This window comes from Pseudomonas sp. 22189 (assembly GCF_052045635.1).
Taxonomy (GTDB): domain Bacteria; phylum Pseudomonadota; class Gammaproteobacteria; order Pseudomonadales; family Pseudomonadaceae; genus Aquipseudomonas; species Aquipseudomonas parakoreensis.
The window spans coordinates 253,122-272,621 of record NZ_JBQEPG010000006.1 but is presented as its reverse complement, the minus strand read 5'-3'; the positions used below and the strand labels follow the sequence as shown (position 1 = coordinate 272,621).

Annotated in this window: 17 protein-coding genes; 12 read left to right on the top strand and 5 right to left on the bottom strand. The window is 62.9% G+C overall.

Features of this window, described 5'->3' with window-relative positions; translation table 11 throughout:
• Positions 1 to 343: 343 nt before the first annotated feature.
• The 5 genes from cobJ to ACTJKS_RS08885 all read right to left on the bottom strand — a co-directional run bounded on the left by cobJ (position 344) and on the right by ACTJKS_RS08885 (position 5,496).
• On the bottom strand, positions 344 to 2,044 hold the full coding sequence (gene cobJ, locus ACTJKS_RS08905) for a precorrin-3B C(17)-methyltransferase (protein ID WP_262947773.1): 1,701 nt from the start codon (positions 2,042 to 2,044) through the stop codon (positions 344 to 346).
• The gene (locus ACTJKS_RS08900) at positions 2,044 to 2,778 is read right to left on the bottom strand and encodes a precorrin-2 C(20)-methyltransferase (protein ID WP_371260372.1); all 735 of its coding nucleotides are present in this window, start codon (positions 2,776 to 2,778) and stop codon (positions 2,044 to 2,046) included. Before ACTJKS_RS08900 ends, cobJ begins: the two co-directional genes overlap by 1 nt.
• On the bottom strand, positions 2,775 to 3,401 hold the full coding sequence (locus ACTJKS_RS08895) for a precorrin-8X methylmutase (protein WP_041068168.1): 627 nt from the start codon (positions 3,399 to 3,401) through the stop codon (positions 2,775 to 2,777). The genes ACTJKS_RS08900 and ACTJKS_RS08895 overlap by 4 nt, the downstream gene beginning before the upstream one ends.
• On the bottom strand, positions 3,394 to 4,692 hold the full coding sequence (gene cobG / locus ACTJKS_RS08890) for a precorrin-3B synthase (protein ID WP_317453237.1): 1,299 nt from the start codon (positions 4,690 to 4,692) through the stop codon (positions 3,394 to 3,396). Before cobG ends, ACTJKS_RS08895 begins: the two co-directional genes overlap by 8 nt.
• A gap of 147 nt (positions 4,693 to 4,839) precedes the next feature.
• A complete protein-coding gene (locus ACTJKS_RS08885) occupies positions 4,840 to 5,496 on the bottom strand; it encodes a hypothetical protein (protein ID WP_198758547.1) in 657 nt (218 codons plus the stop codon).
• Between the two features lie 228 nt (positions 5,497 to 5,724).
• Between ACTJKS_RS08885 and cbiE the strand changes: the two genes are divergently transcribed.
• The 12 genes from cbiE (at position 5,725) to ACTJKS_RS08825 (ending at position 19,303) form a co-directional block, all read left to right on the top strand.
• Positions 5,725 to 6,936 (top strand): precorrin-6y C5,15-methyltransferase (decarboxylating) subunit CbiE, encoded by a 1,212-nt coding sequence (gene cbiE / locus ACTJKS_RS08880; protein ID WP_198758548.1) that lies wholly within the window; start codon positions 5,725 to 5,727, stop codon positions 6,934 to 6,936.
• Entirely contained in the window at positions 6,929 to 8,026 is a 1,098-nt protein-coding gene (locus tag ACTJKS_RS08875) for a cobalt-precorrin-5B (C(1))-methyltransferase (RefSeq protein ID WP_108181552.1), read from the top strand. The genes cbiE and ACTJKS_RS08875 overlap by 8 nt, the downstream gene beginning before the upstream one ends.
• Complete coding sequence (locus ACTJKS_RS08870; protein WP_108181551.1) at positions 8,023 to 8,751, top strand: cobalt-precorrin-6A reductase; 729 nt, start codon at positions 8,023 to 8,025, stop codon at positions 8,749 to 8,751. The genes ACTJKS_RS08875 and ACTJKS_RS08870 overlap by 4 nt, the downstream gene beginning before the upstream one ends.
• Positions 8,752 to 9,030: 279 nt before the next feature.
• A complete protein-coding gene (locus tag ACTJKS_RS08865) occupies positions 9,031 to 9,429 on the top strand; it encodes a DUF2946 domain-containing protein (RefSeq protein ID WP_108181550.1) in 399 nt (132 codons plus the stop codon).
• Between the two features lie 48 nt (positions 9,430 to 9,477).
• Positions 9,478 to 9,954, top strand: a complete 477-nt coding sequence (locus ACTJKS_RS08860) for a copper chaperone PCu(A)C (protein WP_108181549.1) — start codon at positions 9,478 to 9,480, stop codon at positions 9,952 to 9,954.
• Between the two features lie 21 nt (positions 9,955 to 9,975).
• Positions 9,976 to 10,416 (top strand): DUF2946 domain-containing protein, encoded by a 441-nt coding sequence (locus ACTJKS_RS08855; protein WP_108181548.1) that lies wholly within the window; start codon positions 9,976 to 9,978, stop codon positions 10,414 to 10,416.
• Positions 10,417 to 10,501: 85 nt separating this feature from the next.
• Complete coding sequence (locus ACTJKS_RS08850; RefSeq protein WP_262947772.1) at positions 10,502 to 12,622, top strand: TonB-dependent copper receptor; 2,121 nt, start codon at positions 10,502 to 10,504, stop codon at positions 12,620 to 12,622.
• A gap of 115 nt (positions 12,623 to 12,737) precedes the next feature.
• Positions 12,738 to 14,117, top strand: coding sequence for a PepSY-associated TM helix domain-containing protein (locus ACTJKS_RS08845; RefSeq protein ID WP_108181546.1), 1,380 nt, complete (start codon positions 12,738 to 12,740; stop codon positions 14,115 to 14,117).
• 150 nt (positions 14,118 to 14,267) lie between these two features.
• Complete coding sequence (locus ACTJKS_RS08840; RefSeq protein ID WP_198758554.1) at positions 14,268 to 16,391, top strand: TonB-dependent receptor; 2,124 nt, start codon at positions 14,268 to 14,270, stop codon at positions 16,389 to 16,391.
• A 172-nt stretch (positions 16,392 to 16,563) separates the two neighbouring features.
• Positions 16,564 to 17,352 carry an ABC transporter ATP-binding protein gene (locus tag ACTJKS_RS08835; RefSeq protein WP_095667662.1) on the top strand — a complete coding sequence of 263 codons (789 nt, stop codon included), beginning with the start codon at positions 16,564 to 16,566 and terminating at the stop codon, positions 17,350 to 17,352.
• Positions 17,349 to 18,296 (top strand): ABC transporter substrate-binding protein, encoded by a 948-nt coding sequence (locus ACTJKS_RS08830; protein WP_041068194.1) that lies wholly within the window; start codon positions 17,349 to 17,351, stop codon positions 18,294 to 18,296. The genes ACTJKS_RS08835 and ACTJKS_RS08830 overlap by 4 nt, the downstream gene beginning before the upstream one ends.
• The gene (locus ACTJKS_RS08825; RefSeq protein WP_108181543.1) at positions 18,293 to 19,303 is read left to right on the top strand and encodes a FecCD family ABC transporter permease; all 1,011 of its coding nucleotides are present in this window, start codon (positions 18,293 to 18,295) and stop codon (positions 19,301 to 19,303) included. The genes ACTJKS_RS08830 and ACTJKS_RS08825 overlap by 4 nt, the downstream gene beginning before the upstream one ends.
• The last annotated feature ends 197 nt before the right edge of the window (positions 19,304 to 19,500 follow it).

The following is a 19,500-nucleotide window of genomic DNA, read 5'->3' as shown; positions in this document are numbered from 1 at the left end:
ACGAATGGCAAATTCACACTCAAACTTCAGAACTTTCAATACATGTCAAAACAGGCGACTGAAAAACAACTGATAACGCATGTAACCGCAACAAGTTATTGCGACAAGCCTGATCAATAAATTAAAAGAACTGCGAAAATCGGCGGCAAAACTGCGCATCGACTTTTACTGCGGCCAATCAAGATTCAGGATAAGTCCGACAAAATGTAAGTCATAAGAAAGAGCCCACGCGGCAGTGGAGCAAATCACACACGCCCTGCTGAAAGATATGACATCGGCAAATCCGGAAACAATCTACCCGCCATGTCCGGCACGGCGAGGGAGCATGCCCCCTCGCCTGCGCTCATGACTGCGGCTTTTCGCCGTACCAGCGCGGCGTGTAGACCCACTCGCCACCTTCGGCCTTGGGGAAGGTGCACGTGGTCGAAGAACCAATCAGCACCATGGTGCGCATGTCCACCTGATCCGGGGTCAGTTGCCCCAGTGTGGTGACCCGCAGCGACTGCCCCGGCCGACCGATGTCGCGCCCCAACACCACCGGCGTCGCCGCAGTCCGATGTTGCGCAACGATTTCCAGTGCACGGCCCAGTTGCCACGGACGCGCCCGGGAGATCGGATTGTAGAAGGCCAGGGCCAGATCGGCGGCGGCCGCCAGATCCAGACGCTTCTCTATGATCGACCACGGCTTGAGGTTGTCCGACAGCGACATCACGCAGAAATCATGACCCAGCGGCGCACCCGCTTGCGCAGCCGTGGCGAGCGAGGCGGACACTCCCGGCAGGATTTCCAGCTCGACGCTGTGCCAGGACGGATCGGTCGACTCGTGCAAGGCTTCAAGCACCGCTGCGGCCATGGCGAACACGCCGGGGTCGCCGGACGAAACGACGATCACCGAACGGCCCTCGGCCGCCAGCCGAAAGGCGTGGCGGGCGCGCTGCATTTCTTCGCGATTGTCGGTGCAGTGCTGCACCTGATCAGCGCGAAACGGGCCGGCCATGCGCACATAGGTTTCGTAACCGAGCACATCGGTGGCCCGCGCCAGTTCCGCCTTGACCGCTGGCACCATCAGCTCGGCAGCGCCGGGGCCGAGGCCGATCACCGCCAGGCGCCCACGCTGACGACCGATCTGCGCGACGTCCAGCGGCTGTTCGGCGCGCGCAATCGCCAAGCCGTTGGCACGGCTGATCGTGGCCTGCGGCAGTGCCTGACGCGCCAACACGTCGAGGTCGTTGTGCGCCGCGACAAAGCGCAGCGGCACCCCCAGTTCGAGGGCGGCTTCACGCAGTCTGGCCGACGCCATTTCAGTGTCAGCCGCCAGCAGACAGGCCAGCGCCTGCTGCGCAACCCCGGCCTGCTGCAACGCGGCGCGCACAGCGTTCGGCAGGTTCTCCAGCTGCGCACTCACCGCCACCGCGACGCTGCGCGGATAGATCAGCAACTCGTTGGCGCTCGCGACACGCTCGGCACTGTCGACATGAATCGAGCGCTGCGCCTGCGGGTCTTGCGGCAACTGCGCCTGATCCAGCCACGGCGCCGCACCTTCGATGCGCACGCTGTGCCCGGCCAGCAGGTCGGAAACGAAACGCTTGCCCAGTTCCAGATCCGCCAGCACATAGCCGCTGGGTGGATTGAGCAGGCAAGTGCCGAAGCGCAATTCGCCACTGGTGGTGATCGCCGCTGCGACCTGCAATGCGCCAGCGATTTCCCGGGCCATGACATTCACCCCGCCGAGGCCACCGAGCAGCGGCACCACGGCGCTGCCGTCTTCGGCAACGGCGAGTACCGCCGGTTCAGCACCTTTTTCCAGCAACAACGGCGCCAGGGTGCGAATGACAATGCCGGCCGCGCACAGGGCAATGATCGGCGTGTCTTGCTGGTACAGCTCACGCAGGGTTGCGCCGAATTCCTGATAGCGGCGGTCGGCGCCTTCGACGCGTCCGGCGAGGCCGTGGATCTGCGCCGTCGGATACACCTGCTGGATACGTCGCGCGGTGGCCAGCGCGCTCTGTCCGAGGATGACAATGGCCGGAGTGGACAGTGTCATCAACCTTGCCACCGTTCACCCGGTACGATGATCAGCGAGAAGTACGGCGAGGACATCGGCTCGACCTGATCCAGCGGCACGATCTTCTGATTGGCCATGGTTGCGCGCTCCACATACAGCGCCCGCTCGGCCAGACCGAGTTCTTCGAGTACCGCACGAACTTTGGGAAAGTTGCGCCCCAGTTTCATGATCACCGCCGCATCGGCGTCGGCCAGACGGCGCTTCAGATCCTCGTGCGGCAGTACACCGGAGAGCACCGACAGGCTCTGGTTGCGATACACCAGCGGCGCGCCGAGTACCGAGGCGCCGCCAAGCATCGAGCACACGCCCGGCACCACTTCGGCTTCATAGCGGGTGGACAACCGGTCATGCAGATACATGTAGGAGCCGTAGAAGAACGGATCGCCTTCGCAGATCACTGCAACGTCGCGCCCGGCGTCCAGATGCGCCGCGACTTCTTCGGCGGCAGCGTCGTAGAAATCACTGATCACTTGCTCGTAGGACAGCGGCGCCGGCAGCACTTCGGTGGTCACCGGGTACACCAGCGGCAGCAGATTCTGCGCGTCCTGCAGGTGCGCTTCGATGATGCCGAACGCATTGCCTTTCTTGCCCTTGGCGACGAAGTACGCCACCACTGGTGACTCGCGCAGCAGACGCAGGGCTTTGACGGTAATCAGTTCCGGATCACCGGGGCCCACGCCGAGGCCGATCAGACGTCCTGTTGCCTGCATCATTCGACCTCCGTGGCGAGGGCATTGACTGCGGCGGCGGCCATGGCGCTGCCGCCGAGCCGGCCTTGCATGATCACGAACGGTACACCGCGACTGTCAGCCGCCAGCGCCGCTTTCGATTCGGCGGCGCCGACGAAGCCCACCGGGAAGCCGAGGATCAGCGCCGGTTTAGGTGCGCCGGCATCCAGCATTTCCAGCAGATAGAACAGTGCGGTCGGCGCGTTGCCGATCACCACCACGCTGCCTTCCAGGTGCGGTCGCCACAACTCCAGCGCCGCCGCCGAACGGGTGTTGCCCAGCTCACGGGCCAGCTCCGGCACGCTGTCGTCGCGCAGGGTGCAGATCACTGGGTTGTTCGCCGGCAAACGCGCACGGGTCACGCCTTCGGAAACCATCCGCGCATCGCACAGGATCGGCGCACCGGCCGCCAACGCATCGCGCCCGGCCTTGCCGGCGCCCTCGGAGAATTGCAGACCGTCGATGGCCTCGACCATGCCGCAGGCGTGGATCACCCGCACCGCGAGTTTTTCCAGATCGGCCGGGATGCGTGCCAGATTGGCCTCGCTGCGAATGATCGCGAAGGAGTTGCGATAGATCTCCTGACCGTCGCGGATGTAATCAAGCATCAAGGGGGCTCCGTGAGCGGGCGTCGAGCAGGATCGCGGCCGCTTCAATAGTAAGGTTGCGTGCGTGCAGCGTGCCGAAACCCGGCAGCGCTGCATCGCGAAAATAGAGGTCGTAATGACCGGGGCTGATCGCCAGCAAGGTGGCGGGTGCGCGGTGGGCCGCCGCGCAAGAGCGCGGGCAGCCGGACAGGTGCACGTTCTGCGCCTGTGGCAACAGCGTCGCCAGCCATCGGGCGTCGTGTTTGGTATCGGCCAGGCCTTTGCCGCAACCGCTGGAACCGGTGCAGGCAATCAGCCTGGACAGCGGCTCACTGGCATCGGACAGCCAGTGCAATTGCGTCAATTTTTGCAAGACTTGCGCCGCGTCGGAGGGCTTCACGTTCGGCAGCAACAGGCTTTGCCACGGGGTGAAACGCAGGCTGCCATCACCGTAATCGCGGGCCAGCCGGGCGGCGCCACGCAGCATGACCGGGTCGAGACGACCGAGCGCCGGCACCGCGCCGACATACACCCGGCCGGCAACGTTTTGCGGGTGAACACCGATGTGCAGAGCCTCCGCCAGCGGCGTGCGCTGTCGGGCAACGACGGCTTTGATCGCCACGCGCTCGCGCAACTGTTCGAGGAAGGCCTGCATCGGCCATTCATCAAGCAAATGGCGCATGCGCGTCTGCTCCGGCCGAGCCCGCTCGAGGAACAACTCCAGCACCGCGACCACCAGCGCATGGCCATTTTCCACGGTCACGGCACCGGCCGCCCGATCGGTCGGGCAGCCAGCCAGACCGAACGCCAACAAGACTTCACCGTCACACTCAAACGCCGACAACCACAGATCATGCGGATGTTCGAGCATCGCCAGCGCCTCACCGCCGTCCAGTTGCACGGCAAACTTGGCACTTAATTCGGGAAAGCGCGGATGCGTCTGCAATGTCAGCAGAATCTGTTCGGCCAGAGGCCGGGTATCGAATAGCAACCACCGATCGATACCGGCGCTCGGGCTGAGCATCAGGTTGCGTACATCGTCACCCGCTGCGGTTTGCGGCCCGAGGCCGGCGGCCAGCAAGCTGTCGATCAATACCGCTGACTGCTCACCGATGCCGCGAATCTGCAGATTGGCGCGGTTGGTCGCCTCGATTTCCCCACGGGCGAAACACTCGGCGGCATTGGCCACCGCGTCGGCCTGATCGGCAGTGATCGAGCCGCCATTGAGCTTGATCCGGCAGATGCCGCCGTCCAGCGCCTGGACGATACGCAGCAACCCCGGACAAGCCGAGGGGCGCAGAGCGGTGGACAGAGGGCGTTCGTTCAAGGGATGACCGGCTGGCTGGCAGCGCTGTGGTGGGCGAAAGGTCGCCATTATGCCTGCTTTGCCCGAGCGCATGAAAATGCCTGCCGGTCGGAAATTGCACCCAGGCTGCAATTCCCGCTGTCAGGCGCTGCTTCAGAGTTGGTATTCCTCAAACCTGGACGCATTCTCGCGAATGGCTTGCTCCACACTTGCCCGGTTGGCTTCCATGGCCCGGCGCTTGATCAGCAGCTTTCTGGCGCGAATGTCCAGTTGTGACATGGGTTGATGAACCTGCCAGAACAGATAGTTGGTATTGAGTACCAACTTGATAAAGCGGATATGGCTGATGACCACCACCAGCTCGTCACGGGTGTTCTGACTGACCGGCAAAATGTGCGAGTTGAAGGTTTTGCCACTCAGCGCGGAAAACTGCTTCAACAATGCCGCATCTTTTTCCAGCGCTGCAAGTCCCGCTTCAACCTGGGTCAGTTGCGAACGCGCGAGCAACGGCGCAGTCAATCGCCGCCATGCCTCCTGCACACTCCCGGAAAACGCCGTCTGGACCAGCACCACTGGCTGTTCCTCAAGACTCCAGCCAAACGACCAGAGAATGCCGGCAAAATGATCGAACCACTGCGCAGGCTGAGTACTGCTGTTATAAACGCCGTCCGCCTTGATCTGCGCGAGATAAACGCAGTGCTTCACAAAGTTGTTATCGGCCTCGGCCCGACCTTCCAGGCCGGTGAATAACATATTGTTAACGGCCACTGCGTTATTCTGACTTAAACGTGTATTGGAACTGATATCCATATCATCTCCTGCCAACTTGGCATTGATTATTTATCGATCTATTGCGCCAGACTTATTAAAAAACTGACCTGAAGCAAACTAACAAAAACAGCAGTTGAAAAAACCAATATTGCTCAACAACACGTTTCCGCGCGGCTTTCGGCCCCCGCGACGACAGACCCGCGTCAGATGCCGGCCGCCGCGTTATCATGCCGCCCTTGAAGATCTACCCTGGATTTAAGGAACGGCATGACACCCTGGCTGACGGTTGTGGGAATCGGTGAAGACGGCTTCAAGGGCCTGGGCAAAAATGCCCGGCGGGCCCTGATGGGCGCCTCGCGGATCATCGGCGGCCAGCGGCAACTGGACTTGCTGCCGGTATGCATACGCGGTGAACGCGCGTTGTGGCCAAGCCCGTTTTCCCTCGCGCCGGTACTGGAGCAGCGCGGCGAGGCGGTGTGCGTGCTGGCCAGCGGTGATCCGATGTTCTATGGCGTCGGCGCCAGTCTTGCGCGGCAGGTGCCGAGTGCCGAGATGCTGATCCTGCCGGCACCCTCTTCCTGTTCGCTGGCCGCCGCCCGGCTCGGCTGGCCGTTGCAGGATGTAGTGACACTGTCGCTGGTCGCGCGACCTTTGGCGGCACTCAATGCGCAGCTGTTCAGCGGCGTACGCCTGTTGCTGCTGAGCAATGACCGGCAAAGTCCGGCGGCGGTCGCGGCGCTGCTGCGCGAGCGCGGATTTGGCGGCAGTCGCCTGAGTGTTCTGGAGCACCTGGGCGGCGACGCCGAGCGGCGCATCGACAGCACTGCCAATGACTGGAGCGCCCCGGCGATTGCCGATCTGAATGTGATCGCCATCGAATGCCTGGCCGATGCGCACGCACCGCGCCTGTCGCGTCTGGCCGGACTGCCCGACTCGGCATTCCAGCACGATGGGCAACTGACCAAGCGCGATGTCCGCGCCATCACCCTCGCCCGCCTTGCGCCGATCCCCGGCGAACTGCTGTGGGATGTTGGCGGCGGTTGCGGCTCGATCGGCATCGAATGGATGCGCGCGCACCCCAGCTGCCGTGCCATTGCCATCGAGGCGGACGAAGGCCGACAGGCCTTGATCGAACACAACCGCGACGCGTTGGGCGTACCCGGTCTGCAATTGGTGCGGGGCCGCGCACCGCAGGCGCTCGCCGGGCTGGAGCGCCCCGACGCGATCTTCATCGGCGGCGGCGTGACCCGTGAGGGCGTGTTTGCAACCTGCTGGGATCAACTCAAACCCGGTGGTCGACTGGTGGCCAACGCCGTGACCCTGCAAAGCGAAGTCACCTTGATGAACTGGCGCGAACGCCATGGCGGCGAACTGACCCGAATCCACGTTGCCCAGGCGCAACCGCTCGGTGAGTTCGACACGTGGCGGCAGGCGCTGCCGATCACCTTGCTCGATCTGGTCAAACCTCTCGATGCGTGACGAAACCGCCGAACAACCCGCGCCGCTGCGTAGCGGCCTGACCACTGGCAGCTGCGCCACCGCCACCAGCCTTGCCGCCGCGCGCCTGCTGCTCGACGGTACCTCGGCGGACGCGGTGCAGATCGTCCTGCCCAAGGGCAAGCAGGTGCAGATGCGCCTGGAGTTTTGCCGCTTGACCGCCGACGGCGCCGAGGCCGGAACGATCAAGGACGCCGGCGACGACCCCGACGTGACCCACGGTGCGCTGCTCTATTCGCACGTGCGGCTGCTGGCCGACCCGGGAATTCGCTTCGTCGCGGGCGCAGGTGTCGGCACCGTGACCCGGCCGGGGCTGGTGCTCGGCGTCGGTGAGCCGGCAATCAACCCGGTGCCGCGCAAGATGATCAGCGATCACTTGAGCCTGCTCGCCGCCGAAAGCGGTTATGGCGGCGGCTTCGAGGTCACGGTCAATGTCGAGGGCGGCGAAGCGCTGGCGCTGAAAACCATGAATCCACGGCTGGGCATTCTCGGCGGGCTGTCGATTCTCGGCACCAGCGGTATCGTTCGGCCGTTTTCCTGTGCGGCGTACATTGCCTCGATCCATCAGGGCATCGACGTCGCCAAAACCAATGGTTACCTGCACATCGCTGCGTGCACCGGCAACGCCAGCGAAGACACCATGCGCCGGGTCTACGACCTGCCCGAAATCGCCTTGATCGAAATGGGCGACTTTGTCGGCGCGGTGCTCAAGCATCTGCGCAAAGTGCCTGTGGATAAACTCAGCCTGTGCGGCGGCTTCGGCAAGATCAGCAAACTGGCGGCCGGGCACATGGATCTGCACTCGCGCCATTCCAGCATCGACCTGCCGCAACTGGCCGAATGGGCGGCGGCGATTGGCGCCGATCAGGCGTTGCAGCAAAGTATTCGTGAAGCGAACACCAGTCAGCAGGCCTTGGCGATGGCCAGTGCGGCAGGCGTGGCCCTTGGCGATGAAGTCTGTCGCCACGCGCTGACTTTCGCCCGCAGCGTGGTGCCGGCGCAGGTTCAGGTCGAAGTGTTTGCGATTGATCGCCAGGGCGGCATTGTCGGCCACGCCGGAGGTTTTGCATGAAGCGCATTCTGTTGCTGGGCGGCGTCACCGAAGCCCTGGCCATCGCCCGTACGTTGGGGCCAGAACACATCTACAGCCTGGCCGGCGTCGGCCGGGTACCGACCGACCTGACCTGCCAGGTACGTGTCGGCGGCTACGGCGGGGCCGAAGGGCTCGCGCAGTTCATTCGCGACGAAGGCATCGACCTGCTGCTCGACGCGACCCACCCCTACGCCGCGCAAATCAGCCACAACGCCGCGCGCGCCGCGCAACTGACCGGCATCCCTTGCTGGGCCTTGCGCCGCCCCGCATGGCAGCCGCAACCGGGCGATGACTGGCGCGAAGTCAGCGACTGGGCCGAACTGACCGCAGCCCTCAAACCATTCCGCCGCCCGCTGTTCACCCTCGGCCGCGAACCGCTGCAACACCTCGATGAAATCCCCTCCAACCAGTTCTGGACCCTGCGCGCCCTCGACGTCTACCCCGGCAACGAACGCTGCGAAGTGATCGGCGCCCGTGGGCCGTTTTTGCTTGAGGAAGAACGCGCACTGTTCGAACGCCGGCAGATCGATGTCCTGATCAGCAAGAACAGCGGCAGCACCGCGACCGAGCCGAAACTGGAAGTGGCGCGGGAGTTGCGCGTGCCGGTGCTGGTGTTGAAGCGGCCGATGTTGCCGGGGGTTGATCGGGAGTTTCTGACGACGGAAGAAGTCCTCGCTGCCCTTGCCGCCTTCACCCGGCTTTAGCCAGTTGCAGATCCCGAATACGCCTTCGCGGGCTTGCTCGCGAAGGCGTGCGACCTGACAGCTCGTATCCTGAACGTTAAAAAGCAGATCAAAAGTTCGCAGCCTCGTTCCACTCGTCAGCTCCTACAGGATCGGCGGATGAGTCTGGCGTTGCACATTTCCACCGCTACACTCATTTCCATTGATCTGCGACACCAAACCGCACGACGCTTTTTTACTTATCGGCCCTGATCAGGCTAAATAGCCCGCGCCTGATCGCCCACCCAACGGATCTGTCCCATGAACCGACACCGGCTCGCATTTGCCTGGATCGCCTGCTTTGCAGTGCTGTTCAACATGCTCGCCATGCCGATGACCGGGGCGCTGGCGCAGGCGGCCAATTCACCGGCCGAACAATTGCTGTGGAGCAGTTTCTGCACCGGCAGCGGGACGAAGATGGTGGCGATCAACATCGGCGCCCCAGAGCAGAAAGCCCCGTCCAACGACAGCCATTCCAACATGCAGCATTGCTGGTGCTGCTCGGGTTCAGCGCCGCTGGTGGCGTTGCCGGGGCATGCGCCGCAGCTGTATTTTGCCCGCTTCGAAAGCAATCGCAGCGTGGCGCCGCCCTCGTTGCAAACACCGACACCGCGCCAGCAATGGCCGAGCCTTAATCCCCGCGCCTCGCCTCTGGTTTGATTTGTTCTCGCAATTGACCTGCGTATCAAATCGTTCTGGAGAACTGCCATGTTGAACAAACTCTTCGTCATCGCTGCGCTGTTGCTGCCGGCGTGCTTCGCCCATGCCCACGAATACAAGGCCGGCGAGCTGGAAATCGCTCACCCGTGGTCGCAGGAGTTGCCGCCCAACGCGCCAACCGTCGCCGCTTATTTTGTGATCAGTAATCCCGGCAAGACCGACGACCGTCTGCTCAGCGTCGACTCGCCGATCACTGACGAGGCTCAGTTGCACGAGCACGTGATGCAGGGCGATCTGATGAAAATGCAGCAAGTGCCCAACGTGGTGATCCCGGCCGGCGGCAAAGTGACGTTCGCGCCGATGGCCTATCACGTGATGCTGCTCAACCCGAAAGACCGCAGCCTGCTCAGCGACGGCAAACGCTTCCCGCTGACCCTGCATTTCGAGAAGGCCGGCAACGTGACCGTCGAAGTCGCGGTGCAGAAGAAACCACCGGAAACCAAGGCACACGATCACGCCCAGTAACCGATCCGGCTGACCACGCCCGTGCGCCCGCAACGCGCCGGGGCGTCCAGCAAGCATCGCCAGAGTCAGGCTCTGACCCGCGGTAGCTGGATCGCCCTGTTCGCCATGTTGATGATCTTCATCGGCCCGCTGATTTCTCAGTCGATGCCGATGGATCAGCACGCCTCGAGTTCCATGCCGATGAGCATGGACATGGCCATGCCGGGTATGGATCACGCCGCGCACGGCGCACAACCGGCTGCCGAACACTGTCCGCCGCAATCCTCGCACCACGCCCTGTGGGAAAAGTGTGGTTATTGCAGCCTGCTGTTCAATTGCCCGGCGCTGACCGGTGGCGGCACGTTCGCCACGTTCAGCATCGCCCACGTCAACACCTTCGTCCCATCCTCCCCGCGTCTGGGCCATGCCCGGCAGACCTTCTTCCCTGGCGCCCGCACCCGCGCCCCGCCCGTCACAGCGTAAACACCGCACCTTTGATTGCACACGGTTGAGAAGACAGCTTCAGGCTGCCGGCCGTGTCGTTTACGACTGTTTGATGGAAATTGTCATGTCCAGGTTTTCTGCTGTTCCACGTTTGAGCACTGCTCAAGCGTCTTTCGCCTTGAACGAATCGCGGATTCGTTTCTCGCACGCTACCGCCGTCCTTTGCGGCGTCCTGCTGTCGCCGCTGGTGCTGGCCGATGACCACGCCGGGCACAACGAAGAATTGAGCCCGACGGTGATCACGGCCATCGCCCCGAACTCGCCGCTGACCATCGTCACCAACCCCAAGGACCCGCGCCAACCGGTGCCGGCCAGCGACGGCGGCGATTACCTGAAGACCATTCCCGGCTTCGCCCTGGTGCGCAACGGCGGCACCAATGGCGACCCGGTGCTGCGCGGCATGTTCGGTTCGCGGCTGAACATTCTCACCAACGGCAGCATGCTGCTCGGCGCCTGCCCGGGGCGCATGGACGCACCGACCTCCTACATCTCGCCGGAAACCTACGACAAGCTCACGGTGATCAAAGGCCCGCAAACCGTACTCTGGGGCCCGGGCGCATCGGCGGGCACGATCCTCTTCGACCGTGAGCCGGAGAGCTTCGGCGAACTCGGCACGCGGGTGAATGCCAGCGTGCTGGCCGGCTCCAACGGACGCTTCGACAAGGTCGTCGATGCTGCTGCCGGCGGGCCATTGGGCTACGTGCGGGTGATCGGCAACACCGCGCACTCCGACGACTACCGCGACGGCAACAACGACATCGTTGCCTCGCGCTACGACAAGTGGAACGGTGACATCGCCGTCGGCTGGACCCCGGACGCCGACACCCTGATCGAGCTGACCGCCGGCAAGGGCGATGGCGAAGCGCGCTACGCCGGACGCGGCATGGACGGTTCGCAGTTCCTGCGCGAAAGCCTCGGCCTGCGCTTCGAAAAATCCAACATCACCGACGTGCTGGAGAAACTCGAAGCACAGGTCTACTACAACTACGCCGACCACGTGATGGACAACTACACCCTGCGCACACCGTCCGGCACCGGGATGATGGCCGGGCCCATGGCCTCCAACGTCGACCGTCGGACCCTCGGCGCGCGGATCAAGGCGACCTGGCGCTGGGCCGACATCCAGCTGATCACCGGCCTCGATGCGCAGACCAACGAACACCGCCAGCGCAGCGGCATGGGCATCGACACCTACAAGGATCAGCCCTACACCAAGGACGCCGATTTCCATAACTACGGCGTGTTCAGCGAAATGACCTGGTACGCCGCCGACCGCGATCGGCTGATTACCGGCGCCCGGGTTGACCGTGCTTCGGCCAAGGATTACCGGCAGCGCATTGGTTCGGGAATGATGAGCCGGCCAAACCCGACCGCCGACGAGACCCGCGCCGACACCCTGCCCAGCGGTTTCGTGCGCTACGAGCATGACCTGGCCGACACACCGGCCACGCTGTACGCCGGCCTCGGTCACGCGCAGCGCTTTCCGGATTACTGGGAGCTGTTTTCACCGAAGTCCGGCCCGGCCGGTTCGCTGAATGCGTTCGACTCGATCAAGCCGGAGAAGACCACCCAGTTCGACTTTGGCGTGAACTACAAGACCGCCGAACTCGAAGCCTGGGCCTCGGGCTACGTCGGTGTGGTGCGCGACTACATCTTGTTCGACTACACGCCAACGATGATGGGCATGAGCACTTCGCGCGCGGAAAACATCGACGCACGGATCATGGGTGGCGAACTCGGCGCCGCCTACAAACTCACCGATAACTGGAAAGCCGACGCGACCCTGGCGTACGCCTGGGGCAAGAACAGCAGCGATGGCAAGGCCCTGCCGCAAATGCCGCCACTGGATGCCCGCTTCGGCCTGACCTACAGCGAAGACCACTGGAGCGCCGGGGCGCTGTGGCGCGTGGTCGCGGCGCAAAACCGCATCGACCAGAACAAAGGCAACGTGGTCGGCAAGGACTACGACAAGAGCGGCGGCTTTGGCGTGTTCTCGCTCAACGGCGCCTACCGGATCAACAAGAACTGGAAGGTCAGCACCGGCGTCGACAACCTGTTCGGCAAGGCTTACGCCGAGCACCTGAACCTGGCGGGCAACGCCGGTTTCGGCTACCCGGCCAACGACCCGCAAGCGATTAACGAGCCGGGGCGCACGCTCTGGACCAAGGTCGACATGAGTTTCTGACAAGAAAAAATCAAAAGATCGCAGCCTCCTGCATGGGAGCGCGTAGATCCTGTAGGAGCTGCCGAAGGCTGCGATCTTTTGATCTAAAAACGATTCGCCAAGCGGAGCAAACGTGATGCAAAAGCCCAAACCGAATTTCTACAACCTGGCCTGGCGCTGGCATTTCTATGCCGGATTATTCGTCGCGCCGTTCATGGTGATGCTGGCCCTGACGGGCATCGTTTACCTGTTCAAACCGCAACTCGACTCACTGATGTACAGCAGCCTGCTCAAGGTTCCGGCCGGGCATCACACGGTGCCGGCCGATGACCTGCTGCAACGGGTCAAGAGCGCTTATCCACAGGGCCAAATCACCCAATATCTACCGCCGGCCAACGCCGAACGCAGTGCGCAATTTGTCGTGAAGAACGAAGGTCATGAACTCAACGTATTCATCGATCCGTATCACGGCGACATCCTCGGCGAGCAGGATGCAAAGAAAAATCTGCAAGCCGTCGCCCGCGCCATTCACGGCGAATTGATGATCGGCACGCTCGGTGACCGCTTGATCGAACTCGCCGCCGGTTGGGGTGTGGTGTTGGTGGTGTCCGGAGTGTTCCTGTGGTGGCCGCGCGGGCAGGCCGCCGGAATTCTGTGGCCACGCCTGAACAGTCGCGGTCGGGTGTTGTGGCGTGATCTGCACGCCGTCACCGGATTCTGGGGCGCCGCACTGTTGCTGGTGATGCTGCTCAGCGGCATGACCTGGACCGGCTTCTGGGGCAAGCAATACGCCCAAGTCTGGAACGTGTTCCCGGCCGCGATGTGGAACAACGTGCCGACCTCCGATGTCGAGGCCGGCAGCCTCAACAACGCCGCGCGCCAGACCGTGCCATGGGCAATGGAAAACACGCCGATGCCGATGTCCGGTGACCATGCCGAGCACATGGCCCACGGCGGCATGCAACACGGTCCCGCCGCACCCGCGATCACCCTGCAAGACGTGCAGAACATCGCCATTGAGCGCAAGGTCGAACCCGGCTACAGCATCACTCTGCCGACCACCGCGACCGGGGTATTCACCATTGCCGTGTTCGCCGACGACCCGCGTAACGATGCGACCCTGCATGTCGATCAGTACACCGGCAAGGTCCTCGCCGATGTGCGTTTCGAGCAGTACGGCGCGGTGGCACGGGCCACGGAAATCGGTGTGATGCTGCATGAGGGCAAGATGTTCGGCACCTTCAACCAGATCGTCGTGCTGCTGATCTGCCTGATGATTCTGCTCAGCGCCGTCAGCGGTGTGGTGATCTGGTGGAAGCGCCGTCCGCAGGGCAAGTTCGGCGTGCCGCCGCTGCGCCATGACCTGCCGAAATGGAAAACCGGCGTGGCGATCATGCTCGCTCTGGCCGTGATCTTTCCGCTGGTGGGCGCTTCGCTGGTGCTGGTCTGGCTGCTGGATCGCCTGCTGTTGTCGCGTCTGGGCCGCCAAGCTGAATCTGCCTCAACTTCAACGTGAAGCAGGCGAGATGCGCGTTTCAGACAGATCTTTAAACTGCCGGGGTTTAAACTCCGGCAGATTTTAGTGTTACTGTATAACGCAAGTGTGCCGCTCTGCCCGCGATCAAAAGTTGCGGGCTTTCTTTTGAAGAAGTGATTCACCGCCCCGATGAACAAGTACCTCTTGTCCAGCCTCTGCCTGTTCGCCCTGAACAACGCCAACGCCGACAGCCAGCCGTTGACGCTGCCCGCGGGCACCATCACCGCGCCTGCGCTTGACGAAGAAAATGTCAGCCTGACCACGCCGACCTCCGCCGGTTCGCGCCTGAACCTGACGGCCCTGGAAACCCCGGCCAGCGTCGAAAGCCTCAGCGGCGAGCAGGTTCGCGCCCGTGGCGATCGCAGCGTGCAGGACGCCGTGTCGCGCAGCACCGGCATCAGCCGCACCGGCACCCCGGGCGATGGCGGCACCTCGTTGCAGGCACGCGGTTTTACCGGACAGAGTTCAGTGATGCAGTTGTATGACGGCAACCGTATGTACACCGGCATGGGCACCGTGACCTTTCCGGTCGACACCTGGTCGGTGCAGCGCGTCGACGTGCTGCGCGGCCCGGCCTCGGTGCTGTACGGCGAGGGCGCGACCGGGGCGGTGGTCAACGTGATTCCGAAGAAACCGTTCGAGGGCGACATCGAAAACCACTTGCGCCTCGGCTACGGCTCCTACGACAGCCAACAGCAGGCGTTCGACAGCGGCGGCTCGCTGAGCGACACCCTGAGCTATCGCCTCAATCTCAATCGTCTGCGCAGCAACGGCTGGGTCGATCGCGGTGATTCCTCCGGCGACTTCATCAGTGCCGCGCTGCGCTGGCAGGCCACCGACGACCTGGCCTTCACCCTCGCCCACGACTACGGCGATCAGCGCCCGCAGAACGACTTCGGCACGCCGTTGATCAACGGCCAATTGCGCGACAGTCTGCGCTACAAGAACTACAACGTGCGCGACGACCAGCAGCACTACAACGATCAGTGGACGCGCCTGACCACCGATTGGCAGATCAACGACGCGGTCAGTGCCAGCAACGAGCTGTACTACCTCAAGGCCCGGCGCCGCTGGCAGAACGCCGAGAACTACAACTTCGACACCGCCACGCAACAGCTCAGCCGCAGCGGCTACTTCGGCATCGGCCACCAACAGGAACAGGTCGGTGACCGCCAGACCTTCACCTTCAAACACTCGCTGTTCGGCCTCGACAGCCAGACCGTGACTGGCGTCGATTACAACCGCATCCGTTTCCAGCTCAACAGCAACTCGCCGTTCAACGATGTGCTGCCGAACGGTCAGGCGCTGGATCTGTATCACCCGCAACCGGGCTATTTCGAAAGCGCCAACCCGTACCGCGACCAGTTCGACAGCACCACCAGACAGATGTCAGTGTTTGCGGAAAACCGCACGCAACTCAGCGAGCGCTGGTCGCTGGTGACCGGCGTGCGCCGTGACTATGTACAGGTGGATCGCAACAACCTGGTCGACGACAGCCAGAGCGACAAGACCCTGACCGGCAATAACTGGAAGGCTGGACTGGTGTTTGCCCTGACGCCCGAGACTTCGTTTTACGCTCAGGTCGCGACCAGCACCGACGGCATTGGCGGCCTGATATCCCTGAGCCCGAGTCAGCAGCAATACGACCTGTCCACGGCACGCCAGACCGAGGTCGGCATGAAGCAGTTGTTCTGGGATCAACGCGGCGAGTTCACCCTGGCGGCCTATCGCATCGTCAAAAAGAAGCTGCTGACCGACGATCCGGGCAACCCGACGCTCAAGCAGCAAGTCGGTCAGCAATCGTCCAACGGTCTTGAAGCCAGCCTCGACCTGCAACTGCCGCACGCCTGGCAACTGCAGGCCAACGCCGCCATCGTCAAGGCCAAGTACGATGACTTCTCCGAAGTGCTCAACGGACAGACGCTGTCGTACAACGGCAATCGCCCGGTGGATGTACCGCGTCGAACCGCCAATCTGTGGCTCAATAAAAACCTCAGCGATGATCTGAAGGCTGGCGCCGGCGTGCGTTATGTCGACGCGCGCTACGCCGACATGGCCAACCGCAACGAGCTGCCCAGTTACACCGTGGTCGATGCGACGCTTTCGTGGCAAGCCTTGCGCAACACCACGCTCGGCCTGCAGCTGAACAATCTGTTTGACCGCCGGTACGCACAAAGCCAATACAATGACGGCCAGCAATGGATCCTCGGCGAGCCGAGGTCGTTCTTCGTCACCGCTGATTACACCTTTTAAAAGCTCAAACATTCCTGTGGTGAGGGGATTTATCCCCGATCGGCGGCGAAGCCGTCGCAATCCGATGAATACAGTCTTCTGACAAATCGTGATTACAGGTTTTGGGACCGCTGCGCGGTCCATCGGGGATAAATCCCCTCACCACAAATGATGTAATGAATTCAGGAATTTGATGACCTCGCTAAATCTCGCCAACCTTGCCTGGACACCCCTGGGCCACGGCCACTGCCATCACCAGTTCCAGCTGCGTGATGCCTCGTTGCAGGTGGCCGCCGGTGAGTTTGTCGGGCTGATCGGCCCCAACGGCAGCGGCAAGACCAGCCTGCTGCGCTGCGCTTATCGCTTCAGTCAGCCGGAAAGCGGTGAGGTCAGACTCGATCATCACAACGTATGGAAGCAATCCTCGCGCTGGTGCGCGAAACGCATCGCCGTGGTTCTGCAGGAATTCCCCGATGCCTTTGGCCTGACCGTCGAAGAAGTGGTCGCCATGGGCCGCACGCCGCACAAAGGCCTGTTCGATGGCGACACGCTGGAAGATCGCAATCTGGCGACGCAAGCGCTCAAATCCGTCGGCCTCGACGGCTTCGAAGACCACGCGTTCGCCACCCTGTCCGGCGGTGAGAAGCAGCGGGTGATCCTTGCCCGCGCCCTGACCCAGCAACCGCAACTGTTGATCCTCGACGAGCCGACCAACCACCTCGACCCGCGTTATCAGCTCGAACTGCTGCAACTGGTCAAACGTCTGCAGATCGGCACCCTCGCCAGCATCCACGACCTGAACCTGGCCGCCGCGTTCTGCGACCGGCTGTACGTGATCAATCACGGCCGGATCGTCGCCAGCGGCACGCCGCCAGAAGTACTGACCACCGAGTTGCTGCGCGACGTGTTCGGCGTCGAGGCGTTGATCGACTCCCACCCCCTCCACGGCTACCCGCGAATCACCTGGATAACCCGACCATGACTGTGCGTTCCCTGCTTTGCGTCGCTCTTCTATTGTGCAGTGCCCAGGCCTTGGCCGAAGCCACCAAATACCCGCTGACCGTCCATAGCTGCAACCGCGAAGTGACCTTCAACGAGGCGCCGAAGCACGCGGTCAGCCACGACATCAACATGACTCAGATGATGCTCGCCCTCGGCCTCAAACCGCGCATGGCCGGCTACAGCGGCGTCAGCGGCTGGAAGTCGGTGACGCCCCAGATGCAGTCGCTGCTCGACGGCTTGCCGGAGCTGGCCGCGAAATATCCGTCGGTGGAAACCCTGCTCAACGCCAACGTCGACTTTTTCTTCGCCGGCTGGGATTACGGCATGCGCGTCGGCGGTGATCTCACCCCGCAGACCCTGCAACCACTGGGCATCAACGTGTATGAGCTGACCGAGTCCTGCGCCTTCGTGATGAAGCGTCCGGCGGCGACGCTGGATGACACCTACAACGACCTGCGCAACCTCGGGAAGATTTTCGACGTACAGGATCGCGCCAACGCACTGATCGCCGACATGCAGAATCAGGTCGCCGAGATCCGTAAAGACCTGCCCGCCGACAAGCCGCGTGTGTTCCTCTACGACAGTGGCGAAGACCGCGCCATGACCTCCGGCCGACTCGGCATGCCGCAGGCGCTGATCGATGCGGCGGGTGGGCGCAACATTCTCGATGACGTCGACGCGAGCTGGACCCGGGTCAACTGGGAGACCGTGGTCGAACGCAATCCGCAGGTGATCGTGATCGTCGACTACAGCGAAATCACTGCCGAGCAGAAGATCGAATTTCTGCTGAAGAACCCGGCGCTGCAATCGGTCGATGCGATCAAGAACCAGCGCTTCATTGTCATCCCTTACGTGCAGGCCACGCCGGGGATCGATAACGTGCTGGCGGTGGAAACCCTGGCCAAGGGGTTCCACGGCGAATGATCGACCGTCGCTACGCCTTGTTGCTGATCGCCCTCGGCGCCGTGTTGCTGGTGTCGTGCGTGGTCTCGCTCGGCTTTGGCCCGGCGCGGGTGCCGGTGGAGGTGGTGTGGCGGATTCTGCTGCACAAGGCCTTCGGTTTCGGCGAGATGAGCTGGAGCGCCGGGCAGGAGCACATCGTCTGGCTGATCCGCGTGCCGCGCATGCTGCTCGGGGCGTTGGTCGGTGCCGGGCTCGCGTTGATCGGCGCGGTGCTGCAGGCGGTGACGCGTAATCCACTGGCCGATCCGCACCTGCTCGGCGTCACCTCTGGCGCGACCCTCGGCGCAGTGATCGTGGTGCTGCACATTGGTGAAATCGTTGGCCTGCTGACCTTGCCGATTGCCGCCTTCATGGGTGCATTGCTGAGCATGTTTCTGGTATTGGGCATCGCCAATCGGCAGGGTCGACTCGACAGCGACCGCTTGCTGCTGTGCGGCGTGGCGGTGTCGTTCGTGATGATGGCGATCGCCAACCTGCTGTTGTTCATGGGCGACCATCGCGCCAGCTCGGCGGTGATGTTCTGGATGCTCGGCGGCCTTGGCCTAGCGCGTTGGGAGCTGCTGGCGATACCCGCGCTGAGCGTGTTGCTCGGCCTCGGTCTGCTGCTGGGCATGGCCCGCCCGTTGAATGCACTGATGGCTGGCGAGCAGACCGCCGTGACCCTCGGCCTGAATGCCCGGGCGGTGCGTTTGCGGGTGTTTGTGATCGCCTCGTTGATGACCGGAGTGCTGGTGTCGATCAGTGGCTCGATCGGCTTTGTCGGGCTGATGGTGCCGCACATTGCCCGGCGTCTGGTGGGTGCCGAACATCGCCGTCTGCTGCCGGCCTGCGTACTGCTCGGCAGCCTGTTTCTGGTGTGGGTCGATGTGGCCGCGCGAACCCTGATCGCGCCGGAAGACCTGCCCATCGGCGTTGCCACCGCGGCCATCGGCGGCCTGTTCTTCATCGGCCTGATGCGCCGCCGCTGACACAAGCCCGATCAAAAACTGTAGGAGCTGCCGCAGGCTGCGATCTTCTGATCTTGCTTTTGATTTTAAAAAAACAAAGTCAAAAGATCGCAGCCTTCGGCAGCTCCTACAGGAATTGTGGGCGCCCCAATCTGGCGCGGCCGCCTGCACCAACGCTCTCTCCGCGTCCCTTCATGGTGCACCCCACCCACGCGCGA